The 16679-nt window shown below is 58.3% G+C and carries 18 protein-coding genes; 4 read left to right on the forward strand and 14 right to left on the reverse strand.

Annotated features, from left to right (window positions below; genetic code table 11):
• Positions 1 to 4: 4 nt before the first annotated feature.
• The 7 genes from tolR to aspS form a co-directional block, all read right to left on the reverse strand.
• Positions 5 to 451 carry a protein TolR gene (gene tolR, locus DIT71_RS09570; RefSeq protein ID WP_114613002.1) on the reverse strand — a complete coding sequence of 149 codons (447 nt, stop codon included), beginning with the start codon at positions 449 to 451 and terminating at the stop codon, positions 5 to 7.
• 43 nt (positions 452 to 494) lie between these two features.
• On the reverse strand, positions 495 to 1184 hold the full coding sequence (gene tolQ, locus DIT71_RS09575; RefSeq protein ID WP_114613003.1) for a protein TolQ: 690 nt from the start codon (positions 1182 to 1184) through the stop codon (positions 495 to 497).
• Positions 1185 to 1198: 14 nt separating this feature from the next.
• A complete protein-coding gene (locus DIT71_RS09580; protein WP_280114361.1) occupies positions 1199 to 1642 on the reverse strand; it encodes a YbgC/FadM family acyl-CoA thioesterase in 444 nt (147 codons plus the stop codon).
• On the reverse strand, positions 1635 to 2663 hold the full coding sequence (ruvB, locus tag DIT71_RS09585) for a Holliday junction branch migration DNA helicase RuvB (RefSeq protein ID WP_114613005.1): 1029 nt from the start codon (positions 2661 to 2663) through the stop codon (positions 1635 to 1637). The genes DIT71_RS09580 and ruvB overlap by 8 nt, the downstream gene beginning before the upstream one ends.
• Before the next feature lie 143 nt (positions 2664 to 2806).
• Positions 2807 to 3439, reverse strand: coding sequence for a Holliday junction branch migration protein RuvA (ruvA, locus tag DIT71_RS09590; RefSeq protein WP_114613006.1), 633 nt, complete (start codon positions 3437 to 3439; stop codon positions 2807 to 2809).
• A 30-nt stretch (positions 3440 to 3469) separates the two neighbouring features.
• Complete coding sequence (gene ruvC / locus DIT71_RS09595) at positions 3470 to 4000, reverse strand: crossover junction endodeoxyribonuclease RuvC (protein ID WP_114613007.1); 531 nt, start codon at positions 3998 to 4000, stop codon at positions 3470 to 3472.
• A gap of 18 nt (positions 4001 to 4018) precedes the next feature.
• A complete protein-coding gene (gene aspS, locus DIT71_RS09600) occupies positions 4019 to 5824 on the reverse strand; it encodes an aspartate--tRNA ligase (protein WP_114613008.1) in 1806 nt (601 codons plus the stop codon).
• Between the two features lie 182 nt (positions 5825 to 6006).
• Between aspS and fabR the strand changes: the two genes are divergently transcribed.
• Positions 6007 to 6630, forward strand: coding sequence for an HTH-type transcriptional repressor FabR (gene fabR, locus DIT71_RS09605; RefSeq protein WP_114613311.1), 624 nt, complete (start codon positions 6007 to 6009; stop codon positions 6628 to 6630).
• 20 nt (positions 6631 to 6650) lie between these two features.
• Here the strand turns inward: fabR and DIT71_RS09610 are convergent, their stop codons facing one another.
• From DIT71_RS09610 to tadA, 4 genes are read right to left on the reverse strand one after another with little or no spacing between them, the layout of a single operon-like run.
• Positions 6651 to 7088 carry an HIT domain-containing protein gene (locus DIT71_RS09610; protein ID WP_114613009.1) on the reverse strand — a complete coding sequence of 146 codons (438 nt, stop codon included), beginning with the start codon at positions 7086 to 7088 and terminating at the stop codon, positions 6651 to 6653.
• A gap of 1 nt (position 7089) precedes the next feature.
• On the reverse strand, positions 7090 to 8433 hold the full coding sequence (locus tag DIT71_RS09615; RefSeq protein WP_114613010.1) for a UDP-glucose dehydrogenase family protein: 1344 nt from the start codon (positions 8431 to 8433) through the stop codon (positions 7090 to 7092).
• 52 nt (positions 8434 to 8485) lie between these two features.
• Positions 8486 to 9469, reverse strand: coding sequence for a UDP-glucose 4-epimerase GalE (galE, locus tag DIT71_RS09620; RefSeq protein WP_114613011.1), 984 nt, complete (start codon positions 9467 to 9469; stop codon positions 8486 to 8488).
• Between the two features lie 9 nt (positions 9470 to 9478).
• Entirely contained in the window at positions 9479 to 9979 is a 501-nt protein-coding gene (gene tadA / locus DIT71_RS09625) for a tRNA adenosine(34) deaminase TadA (protein ID WP_114613012.1), read from the reverse strand.
• A 353-nt stretch (positions 9980 to 10332) separates the two neighbouring features.
• Here tadA and DIT71_RS09630 point away from each other — a divergent pair, with 353 nt between their 5' ends.
• From DIT71_RS09630 to DIT71_RS09640, 3 genes are all read left to right on the forward strand, one after another.
• Positions 10333 to 10866: a PRC-barrel domain-containing protein gene (locus tag DIT71_RS09630; protein WP_114613013.1), complete on the forward strand. Its 534-nt coding sequence runs from the start codon at positions 10333 to 10335 to the stop codon at positions 10864 to 10866.
• A 111-nt stretch (positions 10867 to 10977) separates the two neighbouring features.
• The gene (locus DIT71_RS09635; RefSeq protein ID WP_114613014.1) at positions 10978 to 11244 is read left to right on the forward strand and encodes a GlsB/YeaQ/YmgE family stress response membrane protein; all 267 of its coding nucleotides are present in this window, start codon (positions 10978 to 10980) and stop codon (positions 11242 to 11244) included.
• 88 nt (positions 11245 to 11332) lie between these two features.
• Positions 11333 to 12658 carry a diguanylate cyclase domain-containing protein gene (locus DIT71_RS09640; protein ID WP_114613312.1) on the forward strand — a complete coding sequence of 442 codons (1326 nt, stop codon included), beginning with the start codon at positions 11333 to 11335 and terminating at the stop codon, positions 12656 to 12658.
• A 20-nt stretch (positions 12659 to 12678) separates the two neighbouring features.
• On the opposite strand, the gene DIT71_RS09645 is transcribed toward DIT71_RS09640, so the two are convergent.
• Genes DIT71_RS09645 through DIT71_RS09650 form a run of 3 tightly spaced genes read right to left on the reverse strand, consistent with a single transcriptional unit; the run spans position 12679 to position 16375 of the window.
• On the reverse strand, positions 12679 to 13962 hold the full coding sequence (locus tag DIT71_RS09645; protein ID WP_114613015.1) for a DUF2254 domain-containing protein: 1284 nt from the start codon (positions 13960 to 13962) through the stop codon (positions 12679 to 12681).
• Between the two features lie 29 nt (positions 13963 to 13991).
• A complete protein-coding gene (locus DIT71_RS18595) occupies positions 13992 to 14366 on the reverse strand; it encodes a DJ-1/PfpI family protein (protein ID WP_227538045.1) in 375 nt (124 codons plus the stop codon).
• Positions 14351 to 16375 carry a catalase gene (locus tag DIT71_RS09650; protein ID WP_227538046.1) on the reverse strand — a complete coding sequence of 675 codons (2025 nt, stop codon included), beginning with the start codon at positions 16373 to 16375 and terminating at the stop codon, positions 14351 to 14353. The genes DIT71_RS18595 and DIT71_RS09650 overlap by 16 nt, the downstream gene beginning before the upstream one ends.
• Positions 16376 to 16679 lie beyond the last annotated feature (304 nt).

Below are 16679 nucleotides of genomic sequence, written 5' to 3' on the forward strand. Positions count from 1 at the left end.
GAACTCACTCATCGTTGGTCGCTGCTTCGGTAATAAGTCCCACGTTGGTGGCCCCTGCCGCTTGCAGCTGGGACATCAGACGAACCACCGTACCGTATTCCACATGCTCATCACCCCGAACCAACACCTCACGGTCTGTGCGCTGGGAGAGGATCTTGGCTATGCGCTCGCGAATATCGCCCAGCGACATGGGATCACTGCTTTCGTCTCCGACATCCATGAAATAGGCGCCATTGCTGTCCACCGAAACCACAATGGATTCCACGTTCTTGTCGGACTGGATCGGCTCAGAAGTGGTCTCTGGCAGGTCCACCTTGACACCCTGTACCAACATCGGCGCTGTCACCATGAAGATGATCAACAACACCAGCATCACGTCGATATAGGGTACGACGTTGATTTCCGACATCGGTTTGCGGCGATTCGCCGGCATCATTCCCATGCCTTTCATATTCCTGCACTCCCGATTGTCTGTCTGTTACTGACGACGCTCTTCACGTGGTTGATTGCTCGCTGTTGTGTACCCGGCGATGAAGAATGCTGGAGAACTCCTCGGCAAAGGTTTCGTAATTCTTCAGCAGGGCGTCCGAGATTGATGAGAAGCGGTTGTAGGCGATAACCGCCGGAATGGCCGCAAACAGCCCCATCGCGGTGGCAATTAGCGCTTCGGAGATACCCGGTGCCACCGTCGCCAGCGTGGCCTGCTGCACCTGGGCCAACCCGCGGAATGAATTCATGATGCCCCATACGGTGCCGAACAGGCCTATGTAGGGGCTGGTGGAGCCAACCGTTGCCAGGAAGGGCAAATGCATTTCCAGCCTCTCCTGTTCCCTTGAAAACGCCACCCGCATGGCGCGCTGAGTGCCCTCCATGACGGCATCGGCATCCCGGCTTTGCTGGCGAAGGCGGGAAAACTCCTTGAAGCCTGCACGGAACAGGGACTCCATGCCGGAGAAGGGAGTCGGATCGCTGTTCACTTCGCGATACAGCTGCCCCAGATCCATGCCGGACCAGAACCGTTCCTCAAAGGCATTCTGCGCCTGCTTCGCTTTGCGGAACACCTGCAGGCGCTGGAAGATGAGCGCCCAGGAAACAATGGAAGCCAGCGCAAGCAGCAGCATGACCAATTGGACCAGTACGCCGGCATTGGCGACGAGATACCAAACAGAAAGTTCTGACTCCACCTTTTACTCCTGGATTATTTCACGTGTGAATTGGTTTTCCGGTCGCTTTCCAGCAACGCCAGCATGTTTTCGGGTAACCGCCGTGGCCGGCCCGAGTCCAGCGCAACACAGGCCACGCGAACATCTGCGGACGCCAGCACAGCCTCATCATGGAGGCGTATCACCTGCTGACGGAAGTCCATCCAGACCCGGCCATAAGTCACCGGTTCCGCGGTTACCCGTAACTCGTCGTCCAGCCTCGCCGGCACGCCGTAGTGAATGGACAGCCGCTGCACCACATAACTGACGTTATCCGCCAGGCCCGCTCGCAAGCCGACACCCCGGCTGCGCACCCACTCGGTTCGGGCCCGCTCCATGTAATTGAGATAGGTGGCATGATATACGATGCCACCGGCGTCGGTATCCTCAATATAAACCCGAATCGACAGGCCCAGCGATGGCTCGTAGCGCTCAGTCAAACAGATCCTCCCCTTCCGGTGCAGCCGGCACCACGCCAAAGTGCTGGTAAGCATTGGAGGTCACCATCCGGCCACGAGGCGTGCGCACCATGTACCCCTGCTGGATCAGGAACGGCTCCAACACGTCTTCAATGGTGCCTCGCTCTTCACTGATCGCAGCGGCCAGGCTCTCCACGCCCACCGGCCCGCCATCGAACTTTTCGATCATCGCCAACAGCAATCGCCTGTCCATGTGGTCAAACCCGAGCGCATCCACTTTCAGCATGTTCAGGGCCTGGTCAGCGATGGTTTCACTGATGCAACCATCCGCTTTTACCTCAGCAAAGTCACGCACCCGTCGCAGCAGGCGGTTGGCAATACGGGGAGTGCCCCGGGAACGGCGGGCAATTTCATAGGCGCCGGTGTTATCGATGGTGACAGACGACAGGCGTGCCGAACGCAGGATGATATCGGTCAGGTCCCTGGTATTGTAGAACTCCAGGCGCTGGACAATGCCAAAGCGATCCCGCAACGGGGAAGTCAGCAGACCAGCACGGGTCGTGGCCCCCACCAGGGTGAATGGTGGCAGGTCCAGCTTGATGGAACGGGCAGCCGGGCCCTCTCCGATCATGATGTCCAGCTGGTAGTCTTCCATGGCCGGATACAGCACTTCTTCCACGGCGGCGCTGAGACGGTGAATCTCGTCAATGAAGAGCACATCGCCCGCTTCGAGATTGGTGAGCATGGCAGCCAGGTCACCGGCCTTTTCCAGCACCGGCCCGGAGGTGGTCTTGATGGACACGCCCATTTCATTGGCAATGATGTTGGCAAGGGTGGTCTTGCCCAGACCCGGCGGGCCAAAGATCAGCACATGGTCAAGCGCTTCCTGCCGCCCCCTTGCGGCAGCGATGAAGATTTCCATCTGTTCGCGCACGGCAGGCTGACCAACGTAATCCGCCAGTACACCAGGACGGATAGCACGGTCCTGAACTTCTTCGTATTGTCCGGCCTGGGCTGTAATCAGGCGATCCGATTCAATCATTGAACTACCCGCTCAGAGGGACTCAACAACATGCCTGCACACTCGTCTCGGGTTTTTGGAGCCCCAATTGTACAAACCGTTCTTTTGCTGTCACGTTACGCTCTCTACACAATACGCGCCAGACTGACGGGAATGGCACGCTTTCAGTTGGCAGGAATCATGCTCCGCAGCGCCAGGCGGATGAGTTCCTGACTGGACAATCCCTCCCCGGCAACCTTGCTGATGGCCTTCGATGCTTCCTGGGGTTTGTAACCAAGGGCAATCAGCGCGGCCTCCGCCTCTTCCTCAGGATGATGAGCCATTGCACTCCCGGCCTGCGGCGCGCCGACGCTGACTGCCGCGCTCGGCGACCCGGCCACGAACTGCCCCTCAAGTTGCCCTATACGATCCGTCATTTCAATAAGCAGCCGCTCGGCCGTTTTCTTGCCCACGCCGGGGAGCTTGACCAGGGCGCTGGCATCGCGGGCCTCAACACAGCGGATAAACTGGTTGGCATCAAGCCCGGAAAGGATGCCGGCGGCCAGTTTCGGGCCGACGCCGTTCACCCTGATAAGCAGCCGGAACAGATCACGGTCCAGGCGGGAGGAAAAGCCATAAAGACTCTGGGCGTCTTCGCGAACAACAAAGTGGGTATGCAGGACCAGTTCGTCGCCGGTTTCAGGCAGGTTGAAAAAGGTGGTGTAGGGAATATCGACTTCGTAGCCTAACCCGGCACACTCTACCAGTGCCTGGGCCGGGGATTTTTCGATCAGGATGCCTCGGATACGACCAATCAACGGGTTTCTCCCTCGACTTCAATGAGCCTGTTATTGCCTTCGGACCCGGTTGTTACGCACTTTGCCGCCGCCCCCAGTTGCCAGCCGCGCCATGCTCTGGCTCATGTGGGCGTGACAGAGCGCGATACCCAGTGCGTCGGCCGCATCCTCCTGGGGTTTGCGGGACAGCGCCAGCAACACCTGGACCATATGCTGGACCTGGGCCTTGTCGGCGCCGCCCTTGCCTACCACCGACTGTTTGACCTGGCGGGCGGAGTATTCGTGAACCTCCAGCCCGCTGTTGGCGGCCGCAACAATGGCGGCGCCCCGGGCCTGCCCCAGCTTCAGTGCGGAATCCGGGTTGCGGGCCATGAACACCTGCTCGATGGCGAACTCCCCGGGCCGGTATTCGCCGATCAGCGTTGCCAGACTATGAAAGATAGTCTGCAGGCGTTCCGCCATGGGTTTTTCGCCAACCCGGATACAACCGCTGTCAATGTACTCAATCAACCGGCCTTCGGCACGGATAATGCCATAACCGGTGATTCGTGACCCGGGATCGACGCCCATGATGATAGCCACGTTGCGCCCTGAACCGCTTTACACGTTCCCCGTGGTTTCTTCGTTAACCGCGCCAGGCTTGGCTGCCGGCTTGCGGCGGCGGATATGAAGCTCACGCAACTGCTTGTCATCCACTTCCCCGGGCGCCTGGGTCATCAGACAGGTGGCGCTTTGGGTTTTCGGGAAGGCGATCACATCCCGAATCGAGCTTGCGCCGGTCATCAGCATGATCAGACGGTCCAGGCCAAAGGCGAGGCCACCGTGGGGAGGGCAGCCGTACTTGAGGGCATCGAGCAGGAAGCCGAACTTGGCGCGGGCTTCCTCATCGCCGATACCCAGGGTGCGGAACACGCTCTCCTGCATTTTTTCGTCGTGGATACGGATGGAGCCGCCACCCAGTTCGGTGCCGTTCAATACCATGTCATAGGCTCGGGACAAGGCGGTTGCCGGTGATGCTTCAAGTTCGGCAGCGGAACACGAGGGTGCGGTGAACGGATGGTGGATGGCAGTCAGCCCACCGTCGGAGGTTTCCTCGAACATCGGGAAGTCCACAACCCACAGTGGCGCCCACTCTGAGGTCAGCATCTTTAGATCGTGTCCGACCTTGATGCGCAGCGCACCCAGGGCTTCGTTAACGACGTTGGTCTTGTCCGCGCCAAAGAAAACGATATCGCCATCTTCAGCACCGGCGCGCTCGATCACGGCCAGGGCAATATCGTCACCCAGGAACTTGATGATTGGCGACTGCAGGCCTTCAACGCCCTTGGACAGATCGTTGACCTTGATGTAGGCCAGGCCCTTGGCGCCGTATATGCTCACGTATTTGGTGTAGTCGTCGATCTGCTTGCGGGTCAGCTCGCCGCCCCTGGGAACACGCAGAGCAGCCACGCGGCCCTTGGGATCATTGGCTGGGCCAGCGAATACCTTGAAATCCACGCCGGCGACGAGGTCGCCTACATCCACCAGCTCCAGCGGTATACGCAGGTCAGGTTTGTCACTGCCATAACGCTGCATTGCCTCGGAGTAGGGCATACGCGGGAATTTTGGCAGGTCCACCTCCAGCACGTCCTTGAACAGGGAGCGAATCATGCTTTCGTTCAGGGACATCAGAGTTTCCTCGTCAATGAACGAGGCTTCCACATCCACCTGGGTAAATTCCGGCTGACGATCGGCGCGCAGATCCTCGTCGCGGAAACACTTGGCAATCTGGTAATAACGGTCAACGCCCGACACCATCAGCAGCTGCTTGAACAGCTGTGGTGACTGGGGCAGCGCAAAGAAAGAGCCTTCGTGGGTGCGGCTGGGAACCAGGTAGTCGCGGGCGCCTTCCGGGGTTGCGCGGGTGAGGATCGGCGTTTCCACGTCCATGAAGCCGTTGCTGTCCAGAAAGTTGCGGATATAGCTGGTAACCCTTGAGCGAAAGCGCAGGCGGTTCAGCATTTCCGGGCGGCGCAGATCCACAAAACGGTACTTGAGGCGAACATCCTCACCCACATCCACGTGTTCATCCAGCGGGAACGGCGGTGTTGCTGCGGAGTTGAGAATGTTCAGCTGCTTGCCCAGCAACTCCACCTGGCCGGTGGACATGTTGGCGTTCTCGGTTCCGGCGGGGCGGCGGCGTACACGGCCGGTCACCTGGATGACGAATTCACTACGGACTTTTTCCGCCAGGCTGAAACTCTCCGGAGTATCCGGATCGAACACCACCTGGGAAATGCCATCCCGGTCACGCAGGTCCAGAAAGATAACCCCACCGTGGTCGCGGCGACGGTGGACCCAACCGCAAAGTGTGACTTCCTGATCAATGTGAGATTCGTTGATTCCACCGCAATAATGACTGCGCATACCGGTTCCCGTTGTATCTGATGTGTGCGTAAAAGTTTGCAAAAATGGTTTTGGCGGACCCTACTGCAAAAGCGGCTCATTATAAACACAATGACGGTGAAAATCAGGCTTCCGTTACTGTGGATGACGGTAAAACGTTTGGCCGCTACACTAAGCGGCTTTACCAGCCCATGGAGCCGCCCTTGTCAGCCAGAGCCGAACAGAAACTCCGCACTCGCCGCGCGCTGATGGATGCGGCCCTCGCGCAGTTGAGCGAAGACCGGGGCTTTGGCAGCCTGAGCCTGCGGGAAGTAGCGCGGGAGGCCGGTATTGCCCCCACTTCCTTCTATCGGCACTTCACCGAACTGGACGAGCTGGGACTGGCCCTGGTGGATGAAGGCGGGGTGGCCCTGCGCCAGCTCATGCGCCAGGCCCGCAAGCGGATTGCGCGGGATGGCAGCGCTATCAGCACATCGGTGGATACATTCATTGAATACCTGGACAACAACACAAACCTTCTGCGGCTGATGCTGCGGGAAAAAACCGGTGTATCGAAGCCGTTTCGCACCGCGATCAAGGCGGAAATCGATCATGTCGTAACGGAACTGGCAGACGATCTGAACCGGTTCGCGGAACAGCAGGGCAAACCCCTGTGCGAGGCCAGGCTTGTAGCGGAGGCCATGGTGACATTGGTGTTCAACCAGGGGGCGGAGGCGCTGGACGCCACGTCGAAAGAAAAAGAGGAGCTGAAGGCAAAACTGAAAAAGGAACTACGGATGATCCTGCTTGGCTCACAGACCCTGGCCCGTGCGGCCCGCCAGAAATAAGCAACGACTACCCGGTGCTCTCAGACCCCTGACTCAAGTACCTTGATGAGCGGCTTCAGCCTGCTGGTTATAGCCGTCAGCTCATCGGCAGTGTATGCCCGTGGCGGCAGCTTGCCCCAGACCGGGCCCGGCCAGGCCGGATCGTCCTGAAAACGTACGATGTGATGCAGGTGGAGTTGCGGCACCATATTGCCCAGGGCGGCGACATTCAGCTTGTCACCACCAAACAGCTCCATCATGCCCTCCCCTAACCGGGAGGACTCCGCCAGCAATTGCCGCTGCTGCTCGCCTGTCAGCTGATAGATTTCCCTGACGCCCACAACGCGGGGCACCAGGAGAATCCAGGGCCAGCTGCTGTCGTTCATCAAACGGATCTCGCACAACCCGCTTTGCCCCAGGCTGACGGTATCCGCCTCAAGGCGCTCATGTAACACAAACGACTGCCCGGCCCCGCTCATATCAACCTCCGTGGAACTGGTTCCGGCCACGGCCGATGGCGTAATAGATCATGCCATAGCGCTCCAGCATCTCGGGCTCGTACAAATTGCGCCCATCAAACACAGCAGGCTCCTTGAGAGCCGCCGCGATTGATTCGAAGTCCGGCGAACGGAACTCCTTCCATTCGGTACAGATTGCCAGTACGTCGGCCCCTTTCAGCGCCTGTTCCTTGGTGCCACAGAGGGTCAACCCGGGCTGGTCGCCAAAGATGCGCTGGGTCTCTTCCATGGCTTCGGGATCGAAGGCCTGGACGCTGGCGCCGGCATTCCAGAGGTCCTGCATCAGGGTGCGGGCAGACGCCTCCCGCATATCATCGGTATTGGGTTTGAAAGCCAACCCCCAGATGGCAACCACCTTGCCTTTGAGGTTGCCATTGAAATAGTGACTGATTTTGTCGAACAGGACATGCTTCTGGGCATTGTTCACTGCCTCAACCGCATTCAGCAGCCGGGAATCGTAATCGCAGTCCCTGGCTGTGCGTGCCAGTGCCTGGACGTCTTTCGGGAAACAGGAGCCGCCGTAACCGCAGCCGGGGTAGATAAAGTGGTAACCAATGCGGGGGTCGGAGCCGATGCCGCGACGAACGTTTTCGATATCCGCGCCCAATCGCTCCGCGAGGTTGGCGATCTCGTTCATGAAGCTGATCTTTGTGGCCAGCATGGAGTTGGCGGCGTACTTGGTCAGCTCCGCCGAACGGATATCCATGAAGATCATGCGGTCGTGACTGCGGTTAAACGGATAATAGACCTCGTGGAGCAGCTCCATGGCTCTCTCACTGTCGGTACCCACGATAATTCGGTCCGGCTTCATGAAGTCATTGATGGCAGCGCCTTCCTTGAGGAACTCCGGATTGGACACCACATCGAATTCCAGCTCCAGTCCGCGCTTGTCGAGCTGCGAACGCACCGCATCCCTGACCTTGTCGCCGGTACCAACGGGCACAGTGGACTTGTCCACCACTACCTTGTAATCATCCATGTACTGGCCAATGGATTTGGCCACGGCGGTTACATACTGCAGGTCAGCGGACCCGTCTTCGTCCGGTGGCGTGCCCACCGCGATAAACTGTAGGGTTCCATGGGCCACCGCTTCTTCCGTGTTCGTGGTAAACGCCAGTCGACCTGCCTCGACGGTATGTTTGACGATGGACTCGAGGCCCGGCTCGTAAATGGGAATCTGACCGTTCTTGAGCTTTTCAATCTTGCCCTGATCCACATCCATGCACAGCACATGGTGGCCCACATCGGCCAGGCAGGCTCCGGTAACAAGCCCCACGTAACCGGTACCAAAAATCGTAATTTTCATCCGTTAGAACCCTGATGTCTGAAATGTATTTTGAGCGCCAGGAAGGCTGGCTTCAGCCCTGCTTTCCCTGCCAGATTTTTTCCCAGGCCAGTGCCGTACCGACAATGGTATCCAGATCGTCGTAATCCGGCTGCCAGCCAAGCACCTTTTTGATTCGGGAATTATCCGCCATCAATGCGGCAGGGTCCCCTGCGCGGCGGCGGGTTTCCTGCACCGGAAAGTCATTGCCCGACTTGCGTTTGACCACGTCGATGACTTCACGGACGGTAAATCCGCGCCCGTAGCCACAGTTCAGTACCCGCGACTCGCCACCATCGGCCATGTAATCAAGCGCCATCACATGGGCCTTGGCCAGATCCTCCACGTGAATGTAATCGCGGATACAGGTGCCGTCACGGGTGTCATAGTCGGTACCGAATACGCTCATGCCATCGCGCTTACCGGTCACGCACTCGCAGGCCACCTTGATAAGATGGGTAGCCTCGGGCGTTGCCTGCCCCAGCAGCCCGTCCGGATTAGCGCCGGCCACGTTAAAGTAGCGCAGAATCACGTAATTCAGGGACGATGCTGCCGCCAGGTCCATGATCATCCGCTCGCTCATCATTTTGGATGCGCCATAGGGATTGATCGGAGCCAGGGGCAGATCTTCTGTCAGCACGGTTTCTTCAGGCATGCCATAGACCGCAGCGGTGGACGAGAACACCATGTAAGGCACCTGGTGTTGCTGAATTACTTTCAGCAGGTTCAGCGTGTTGCGGGTATTGTTGCTGTAATACTTGAGGGGATTTTCAACCGACTCCGGCACGACGATATTGGCGGCAAAATGCAACACGGCATCAAAGCGATGCTGGCTGAAGAGTTCAGCAATGGCGGTCTCATCGGCAAGATCGCCTACCACCAGTTCGCCACAGGTGACCGCCCAGCGATAACCGGTGGAGAGGTTATCGAAAACAACGATGTCGTGCCCGGCCTGGCCCAACTGCCTGACTACGTGACTGCCTATATAGCCGGCTCCGCCGGTTACCAGTACTTTCATGATCGGTATTCACTCCTTCCCTGAAAACAATTGCCGCCGGCGACGACTGTCTGACCGCCGGCGGGCGAAAAAATCACTGACAACACCACCGCACTGGTCGGCAAGAACACCGCCGACGGCTTCAACACGCCAATTCAGATGCTCATCTTCCAGTGTCCGCCGGGCGGATTGCACGGCACCGGCTTTCGGTTCGGCCGCACCATAAACGAGACGGCTGACGCGGCTGTGCACGATAGCGCCCACGCACATGGTACAAGGCTCAAGGGTGACGTAAAGCGTCGCACCCGGCAACCGGTAATTACCAACCCGGCTGCCGGCATCCCGCAGCGCCCGGATTTCGGCGTGGGCGGTGGGATCGCACCCACTGATCGGCGCGTTGAAGCCGGCGCCGATTTCCTTGCCGTCAAGCACCACAACCGCCCCGACCGGAACTTCTCCCACAGCCGCCGCCTGCACGGCCAGCTGCAGGGCCCGGCCCATCCAGGCCTCATCGATCGCATTACCAGTCATGATTTCCTGCCCGTTATTTCCGGGTCGTGATTTTCGCCTGACTGCCATGCTGGTACAAGCGGGGTATGCCGGTTCGCGGGAAAATTTCGGTTTTCAGGCAGCACCATCACCTTGCCAGAGTCCAAAAACTTAATTTATGTACATCTTATATATTGCCTTCGGCAACCGCCTTAGTGCGATAGCGAACCGACTGAGAAATCGACTGGGCTTATGTTGGGAGTTCATCCTGAATTGCATGTTGCGTGGCAATTCAGACCTCTTCCCAGCAATGATGCCGGGGAAGAACAGCTTTGATGAAGCGGTTAGACAGGACACGTTGTCCCACTAGCACACCCAGCTCGAAGGAGATTTCTATGAAAAAGCTACATTCACTCGCATTTTATGCATTGGTCACACCTGCCATCACCCTGGGTTCAGGTGCCGTGCTCGCCGCCCAAGCGGGTAGTGAGAATAACGATCTGGGAGAGCAGAGCATGGGTCAGGATGCTAAACAGCAACAACAGGGCAACCAGGACTCCATGAAGTCCAATGCCAGGACTACCCAAACCGACCAGAAAACCCGGGACCAGTCCGATATGCAGAACAAGGGCTATCTGGACTCTGTACCTGCGGATGGCGCGCGGGCCAGCGACCTCATCAGTGCCGAGATCAAAACCACGGATGACGAGAACGTGGGTTCGGTCACTGACCTGATCATCGACAAGAACGGCAAGGTCGTCGCTGTTGTCGTTGGCGTTGGCGGGTTCCTTGGCATGGCGGAGAAAGATGTGGCCATAGGTTGGGATGAGGTAACGATGTCTCGGGATTCGGACGAGTTACAACTCCAGATCGATATGACCCGGGATGATCTGCAGGCTGCGCCGAGTTATAAGCAGCTGGATGATTGAAAGCCAGATCCCCCCTCAAACTTCAGGGTGGAATAAATAAGTGTGGCGAGGCGAAGGCCTCTGCCACATTCAATGGCGCGCGATGCGTCAATCTACAGGGAGGAAAGAATCATGGGCATCATCATATGGCTCATCATGGGCGGCGTGGTCGGCTGGATCGCAAGCATGATCATGGGCACCAACGGCCGGCAGGGCATCATCCTCAACGTGGTGGTCGGCATCGTCGGTGCACTGATCGGCGGCTGGCTGATCGGGCCGCTGCTTGGCGCCGGCTCTATTAATGAGGGCATCACCATCATGAGTTTCGTTGTGTCACTGATCGGCGCCGTGATACTGCTCGCCATCGTGAGGCTTATTCAGGGCATGACCGCACGCTGACCCACATGGCCAGCCACTCGACAGGACTGAGTGGCTGGCCGGAGACGACTTTGCAAGTTCTATGGAATACGAAACAGTGCCGACACATATGCGATTAGCCGATTTTATCCGGGCGGAAATAGAGCCGATTCTCAAGAATTGGGAAGAGTTTGCCAAAACAATCTTCCATGCCGGCCATATGGACAAGGCCGGCCTTCGCGACCACGCCAGGGAAATGCTTCTGGAGATCGCCAACGACCTCAACTCCCAACAGAGTGATCACGAGCAGGCTGCTAAATCGCAGGGTCGTGGCCCGTCGGATGGGCAAGAGTCCTGGGCGGAAGTGCACGGAGGTGATCGACAGATCAGTGGCTTCAGTATCATGGAAACCATTTCCGAGTTCAGGGCCCTGCGGGCGAGCGTGGTCTCACTCTGGACTAAGACCTATCCCACAGTTACCGGGCAGCAGCTTGATGACCTTACCCGGTTCCATGAAGCCGTAGACCAGGCCGTCGCAGAATCCTTGGAGCAGTATGCGGCGGTCAAGGAGATGGAAACGCGGCTGTTCGGCGCCATACTGGTGGCATCCCCTGATCCGATCTATGTGCTGGATCTCAAAGGCCGCTTTATCTATGCCAACCGGGCCACTGCCGATCTTTTTGCCCTGCCGCCCGATGCGATCATCGGAAAGTCCAATTTTGACCTCGGGTTTTCATTTGCTTCGGACTTCCAGCGCAATCAGGAAAAGGTCATTGCCGATCACTCCACTTACCGGGGCAAATTCGTCCACACCTTTGCTTCCCGCCAGGGTGAAAGATTCGAGTATCTGCTTGCGCCCGTTCTCGACGAGCACCAGAACACCGAAGCGACCGTATGTATCATCCAGGACGTGACCGAACGGGCGCTCGCAGAGGAGAAAATATGGCACAACGCCCATCATGACCCTCTGACCGGGCTGCCGAACCGACGACTGTTTCTGGATCGCCTGGAACAGGAGCTCAAACATGCCAACCGCAGTAGCCTGCCGCTTGCGCTGCTGTTCATGGACCTTGATGGTTTCAAGGAAGTCAACGATTCACTCGGCCATGAAGCGGGCGACCGTGTCCTGTGCGACGTCGCAGAACGCCTTGCTGAGTGTGTGCGGGAAGACGATACGGTTGCCCGCCAGGGGGGCGACGAGTTTACCGTCATTCTGACCGCCGCCAGGCGGCGCAAGGATGTCGAGCTTGTGGCCCAGAGTATTATTGATGCCCTTGCGAAGCCTTTCCAGACCGCACTACAACCTGTCCACATTTCCGTGAGCATCGGGATCTCGTTCTACCCCCAGGACGCATCTTCTCCTCTCGCGCTTCTGGAGGCAGCAGATCGAGCCATGTACAGGGCCAAAGAGTCCGGTTCGAACCGGATGTGTTTTCACGACGGGCCTACTCAATGAGAGGAACCTTTTTCCTGACTTCAGGAAGCGGAAAACGCAGCAACTCTGCGCACTGCATCGATATCGTCGGGAAGTGACATGGCCCGCTCCGAGCGGGCCAGTGCCATTCGTGAATGTTTCCTGGCGGCGGCAACCATCGCGTCGTCATCGGTTTCCGCCAACGCCCAAAGCGCTTTTTGCAGGCGAATGGACACTTCGACCATACCTGCTCCATCACGGGCTATGGCCGTAAAGGCGTCATCGAACAGGTCGTCTACCACCAGCTCCGGAACCGATACACGGTCATAGCTGGGCGGCTCTAAGCTGCCCTCAAGCGGGGATTGCCACAGCGTAAACAGTCGTACCATGGTGCCGATCACATTGATCGCGGTTCCCGGATCATTGATGCCGGGCGACAGCGCTTTGTCGGCGATTTCGGATAACGCAAGAAGCCCAAAGCGGGGGTCATCCTCAAAGGTACGGCTTGAACTGATGGAAAATGCGCTGGTAAAAGCATCCCGGTTGAATGCCTCGCACTGCTCACGGCACCCCTCAATGCGAATCAGCGGGCGGCTTGTGCTCACAAATTTACCAGGCAGTGCGAGCACGACTACGCGGCAGGCGAGTGCCTCGGCGCTGGACTGTAACGTCTCCAGATCAATACGCTGAATATAACCAACCGTTGACGAACAGATCGGGATGCCTTGGTCATCCGACTGATGAGGCGACGCTTTCAAAGCACCGAGCGTGGGTAAACGCCGGCGCCGGTCCAGCGCGTCGCCGGCTGCCTTTTCCGCTTTCTCAATGGTATTCACCACCCTTCCCAGCCGGGCAATCCGGTCCACCCAGCGAACGAATGTAATGATGACAATGGCAAACACCAGCAGGGTAAGTACGAAGATCGCAAACATGCCCGCCGTATCATACAAGTCATTCTGGACAGTTATCAGCGAGACAATGCTGAAGATGAAGGCGCCGATAAACGCCGACAACGCGTTCTGGGTCACGTCATCTGCAATTACCAGGGGTATGGACCGGGGGGTGGCCCCGGCGCTGGCAGATGCATAGGCGGCAACCATGGAACCGACCGCAAAAGTCGCAACCACAAGCATGCTCGAAGCCATGATGGACAGTAGCGACTCCACGGATTCCATCGCGATCTCCGGCACCACATCGGACAGCCCCAAATCGTCGGCCAGCATGGCGATGAATGTGCCACCGATAGAGAGCACGCAAAGAACCAGCGGCTTGACCCACAACCGCTCGTTAATGCGACTTAAAGCGAAGCGCAGCCTGTCCAGCGTAAGCCGTTTTGATTGGGCCATAATTCAATCCTTCACCAAAATGCGCAGGGTTACACTCCCTCGCGGGATGGATGTCGTTGGGCCGCGATCGCCTCCATAAAGGCCGGCGCGATTGCGGCCGCATCGGCACTGTCCGCCAGCAGAATACCTGGGTCCTGCTCTGCCTCTGCTCCGATGCATGCTTTTTCCAACAGCTTCCGCCCGGCACCCAAAGCAAGTATTGTTTTGCAGTGCTTGAAGTGATCTTTGACAAACTCCATGGTATCGGGGTTATCGACCAGCGCCTGTGCCGCGGCACTGCCATCGGGCACCACCAGAGCGTCGAACAGGAATCCCGGGGCATTCTCCAGCGATTTGTCCGCCTCCAGCTTCTCACCGGATTCGCCGGCAAACAGGCCTACCCGTGGACCTACAAAATGAACCACAGCCCCCCATCGGTCAGCGCGCTGTGCAGGCTGGCTAGAGAGGCGTGGTGAACGCCCTCCTCCACCAACACCGCAACCTGGCGGGTGCGGACGCCGCTTTCTCCTGGCAGCGCCGTCAGCGACAGTGCGGGCGAGTTAGTGACTTCCGGAGGCTGCGGATTATCCATGACCTTCGGCATGGCCGCGGGCACCTCCATACCCAGTCCCGCCGCAACCTTGGCAGCCAGGTCCTTGGAAACATTCACCAGCGAGGACACCATCCACTCACGAATGGCAGGCACGCCGACCTTGCTGAGTTCGAAAGTGAATCCGGCTACGATATGCGCCTGCTCGACAGCCGTCTGGCTGTCGAAGAACAGGGTGGCCTGGGCATAATGCTCGCCGAATTTCTCTGGCTTGCCACGGACTTTGTCTTCCGCACTCGTGTCGGGAAAGGACACAAAGCCCGCGGTTCCCGCCTGGAAGGGGCAGCCACCGGCCAATGAATTCGGCTCGTAGGCAACGCGCCCGCGGTGCACAGCCTGCCGGTGCAAGCCATCGCGCTGGTTGTTCTGTACCTGGGCCAGAGGCGCATTGATGGGGATTTCGTGAAAGTTGGGGCCGCCGAGTCGCGTGAGCTGGGTATCGGCATAGGAATGGATTCGGCCGGCCAGTAAGGGATCATTGGAGAAGTCGATCCCTGGGACGACATGGGCCGTGCAGAAAGCGACCTGCTCGGTCTCCGCAAAAAAGTTGTCCGGATTGCGGTTAAGAACCATCCGCCCGACTGGCGTAAGCGGTACCAGTTCCTCTGGTATTATCTTGGTTGAGTCGAGCACATCGAAGCTGAAGCCCTCCGCTTGCTCCTCAGTAAATATCTGCAGCCCCAATTCCCACTCCGGGAATTGGCCGGACTCAATGGCCTCCCACAAATCCCGTCGATGAAAATCGGGGTCTGCGCCCGATATCTTGACCGCTTCGTCCCAGACCAGTGAGTGGGTACCCTGCAGCGGCTTCCAGTGGAATTTACAAAATACGGATTGCCCCTGTTCGTTGACCAGGCGGAACGTATGCACGCCAAAACCCTGCATCATCCGGTAGCTGCGCGGTATGCCGCGATCCGACATCACCCACATCAGCATGTGGGTGGATTCAGGCATCAGCGAGACGAAATCCCAGAAAGTGTCATGGGCAGACGCCGCCTGAGGCATGCCGTGATGGGGCTCCGGCTTGAGGGCGTGGACCAGATCGGGAAACTTCATCGCGTCCTGAATGAAGAAAACCGGTATGTTATTGCCGACCAGATCCCAGTTGCCTTCGTCGGTATAGAACTTGACCGCAAACCCCCTGGCGTCTCGCGCGGTGTCTTTCGAACCGCGTTCGCCTGCCACGGTGGAAAAGCGCGCGAACACCGGCGTCCTCTTGCCTTTCTCGGCGAACGGCGCGGCACAGGTGAACTTGGTCAATGCGTCGTAGGCCTCGAAGTACCCGTGTGCCGCTGAGCCCCGTGCGTGGACGATGCGCTCCGGTATTCGCTCATGATCAAAGTGAGTGATCTTTTCCCGCAGAATGAAATCCTCGAGTAATGATGGCCCCCGCAATCCTGCTTTCAGGGTGTTCTGATTGTCGCCGATGGGGACACCCTGATTGGTCGTCAACGGTTGGCCACTCGGGTCAACCCTGACCCGGTCGAGAGATTCGATGGTGGCATTGGTTCCGAGCTCTGCCGCGCTGCCGGTTTTCGCCGTGCCTGTGGCTTCAGTGGCGGTACTTGAGGTCAACTCGCTGGAGCCCGGTTCCACGGTCTCCCCGGCCGGTGGTGCTATAGCGTTGTCGTGCCCATGCTCGAGTGCCTTGATGCTGTTATGGGGCTTCGCGGCAACGAAGTCATCGCTCGCGCCAGCTTGCTTCGCGACGATGTCGTTCGTTCTGAGCACGCCGTCATTGGCCTTCTCTGGCGCGGTCGCGCCCGACTTCGCGCGTTTGCTTGGCACTGGCGACGACCGGGACGTTTTTTTGTTCATAGCCATGATTCTTCTCCGGGGAGTTGGGAAGTGGGGACAATTGAGATACCGCTCAAACCGCGAGCCATGGGGGGATTTTCGTGCCGATGGCGACAGGTGTCTGTTCGATAGCGAACGCTCGCACCCCGCTGAACTCCCTCAATCATTCCATAGCATGTGCACTCGGTGTGATAACGCACCGACGACGCTGTGGTCGTCGGGTGACTCTGGGGGCCACACACGCCAGAAATAATTCATCAGGAGGAAACAGCATGGGGCAGATCAACCGCGGCAGACCCAAGCCCCGGTGGACATCTCTCCGCCTCGCCGA

Origin of the sequence: Marinobacter vulgaris, from assembly GCF_003344045.1 — a bacterium.
Lineage (GTDB): Bacteria > Pseudomonadota > Gammaproteobacteria > Pseudomonadales > Oleiphilaceae > Marinobacter > Marinobacter vulgaris.

Bases quoted from the DNA above. Each gene is read 5' to 3' on its own strand.
- tolR (WP_114613002.1), bottom strand. From the start codon at position 451: ATGAAAGGCATGGGAATGATGCCGGCGAATCGCCGCAAACCGATGTCG.
- ruvB (WP_114613005.1), bottom strand. From the start codon at position 2,663: ATGATTGAATCGGATCGCCTGATTACAGCCCAGGCCGGACAATACGAA.
- aspS (WP_114613008.1), bottom strand. From the start codon at position 5,824: ATGCGCAGTCATTATTGCGGTGGAATCAACGAATCTCACATTGATCAG.
- DIT71_RS09610 (WP_114613009.1), bottom strand. From the start codon at position 7,088: ATGAGCGGGGCCGGGCAGTCGTTTGTGTTACATGAGCGCCTTGAGGCG.
- DIT71_RS09615 (WP_114613010.1), bottom strand. From the start codon at position 8,433: ATGAAAATTACGATTTTTGGTACCGGTTACGTGGGGCTTGTTACCGGA.
- galE (WP_114613011.1), bottom strand. From the start codon at position 9,469: ATGAAAGTACTGGTAACCGGCGGAGCCGGCTATATAGGCAGTCACGTA.
- tadA (WP_114613012.1), bottom strand. From the start codon at position 9,979: ATGACTGGTAATGCGATCGATGAGGCCTGGATGGGCCGGGCCCTGCAG.
- DIT71_RS09630 (WP_114613013.1), top strand. From the start codon at position 10,333: ATGAAAAAGCTACATTCACTCGCATTTTATGCATTGGTCACACCTGCC.
- DIT71_RS09635 (WP_114613014.1), top strand. From the start codon at position 10,978: ATGGGCATCATCATATGGCTCATCATGGGCGGCGTGGTCGGCTGGATC.
- DIT71_RS09640 (WP_114613312.1), top strand. From the start codon at position 11,333: ATGCGATTAGCCGATTTTATCCGGGCGGAAATAGAGCCGATTCTCAAG.
- DIT71_RS09645 (WP_114613015.1), bottom strand. From the start codon at position 13,962: ATGGCCCAATCAAAACGGCTTACGCTGGACAGGCTGCGCTTCGCTTTA.
- DIT71_RS09650 (WP_227538046.1), bottom strand. From the start codon at position 16,375: ATGGCTATGAACAAAAAAACGTCCCGGTCGTCGCCAGTGCCAAGCAAA.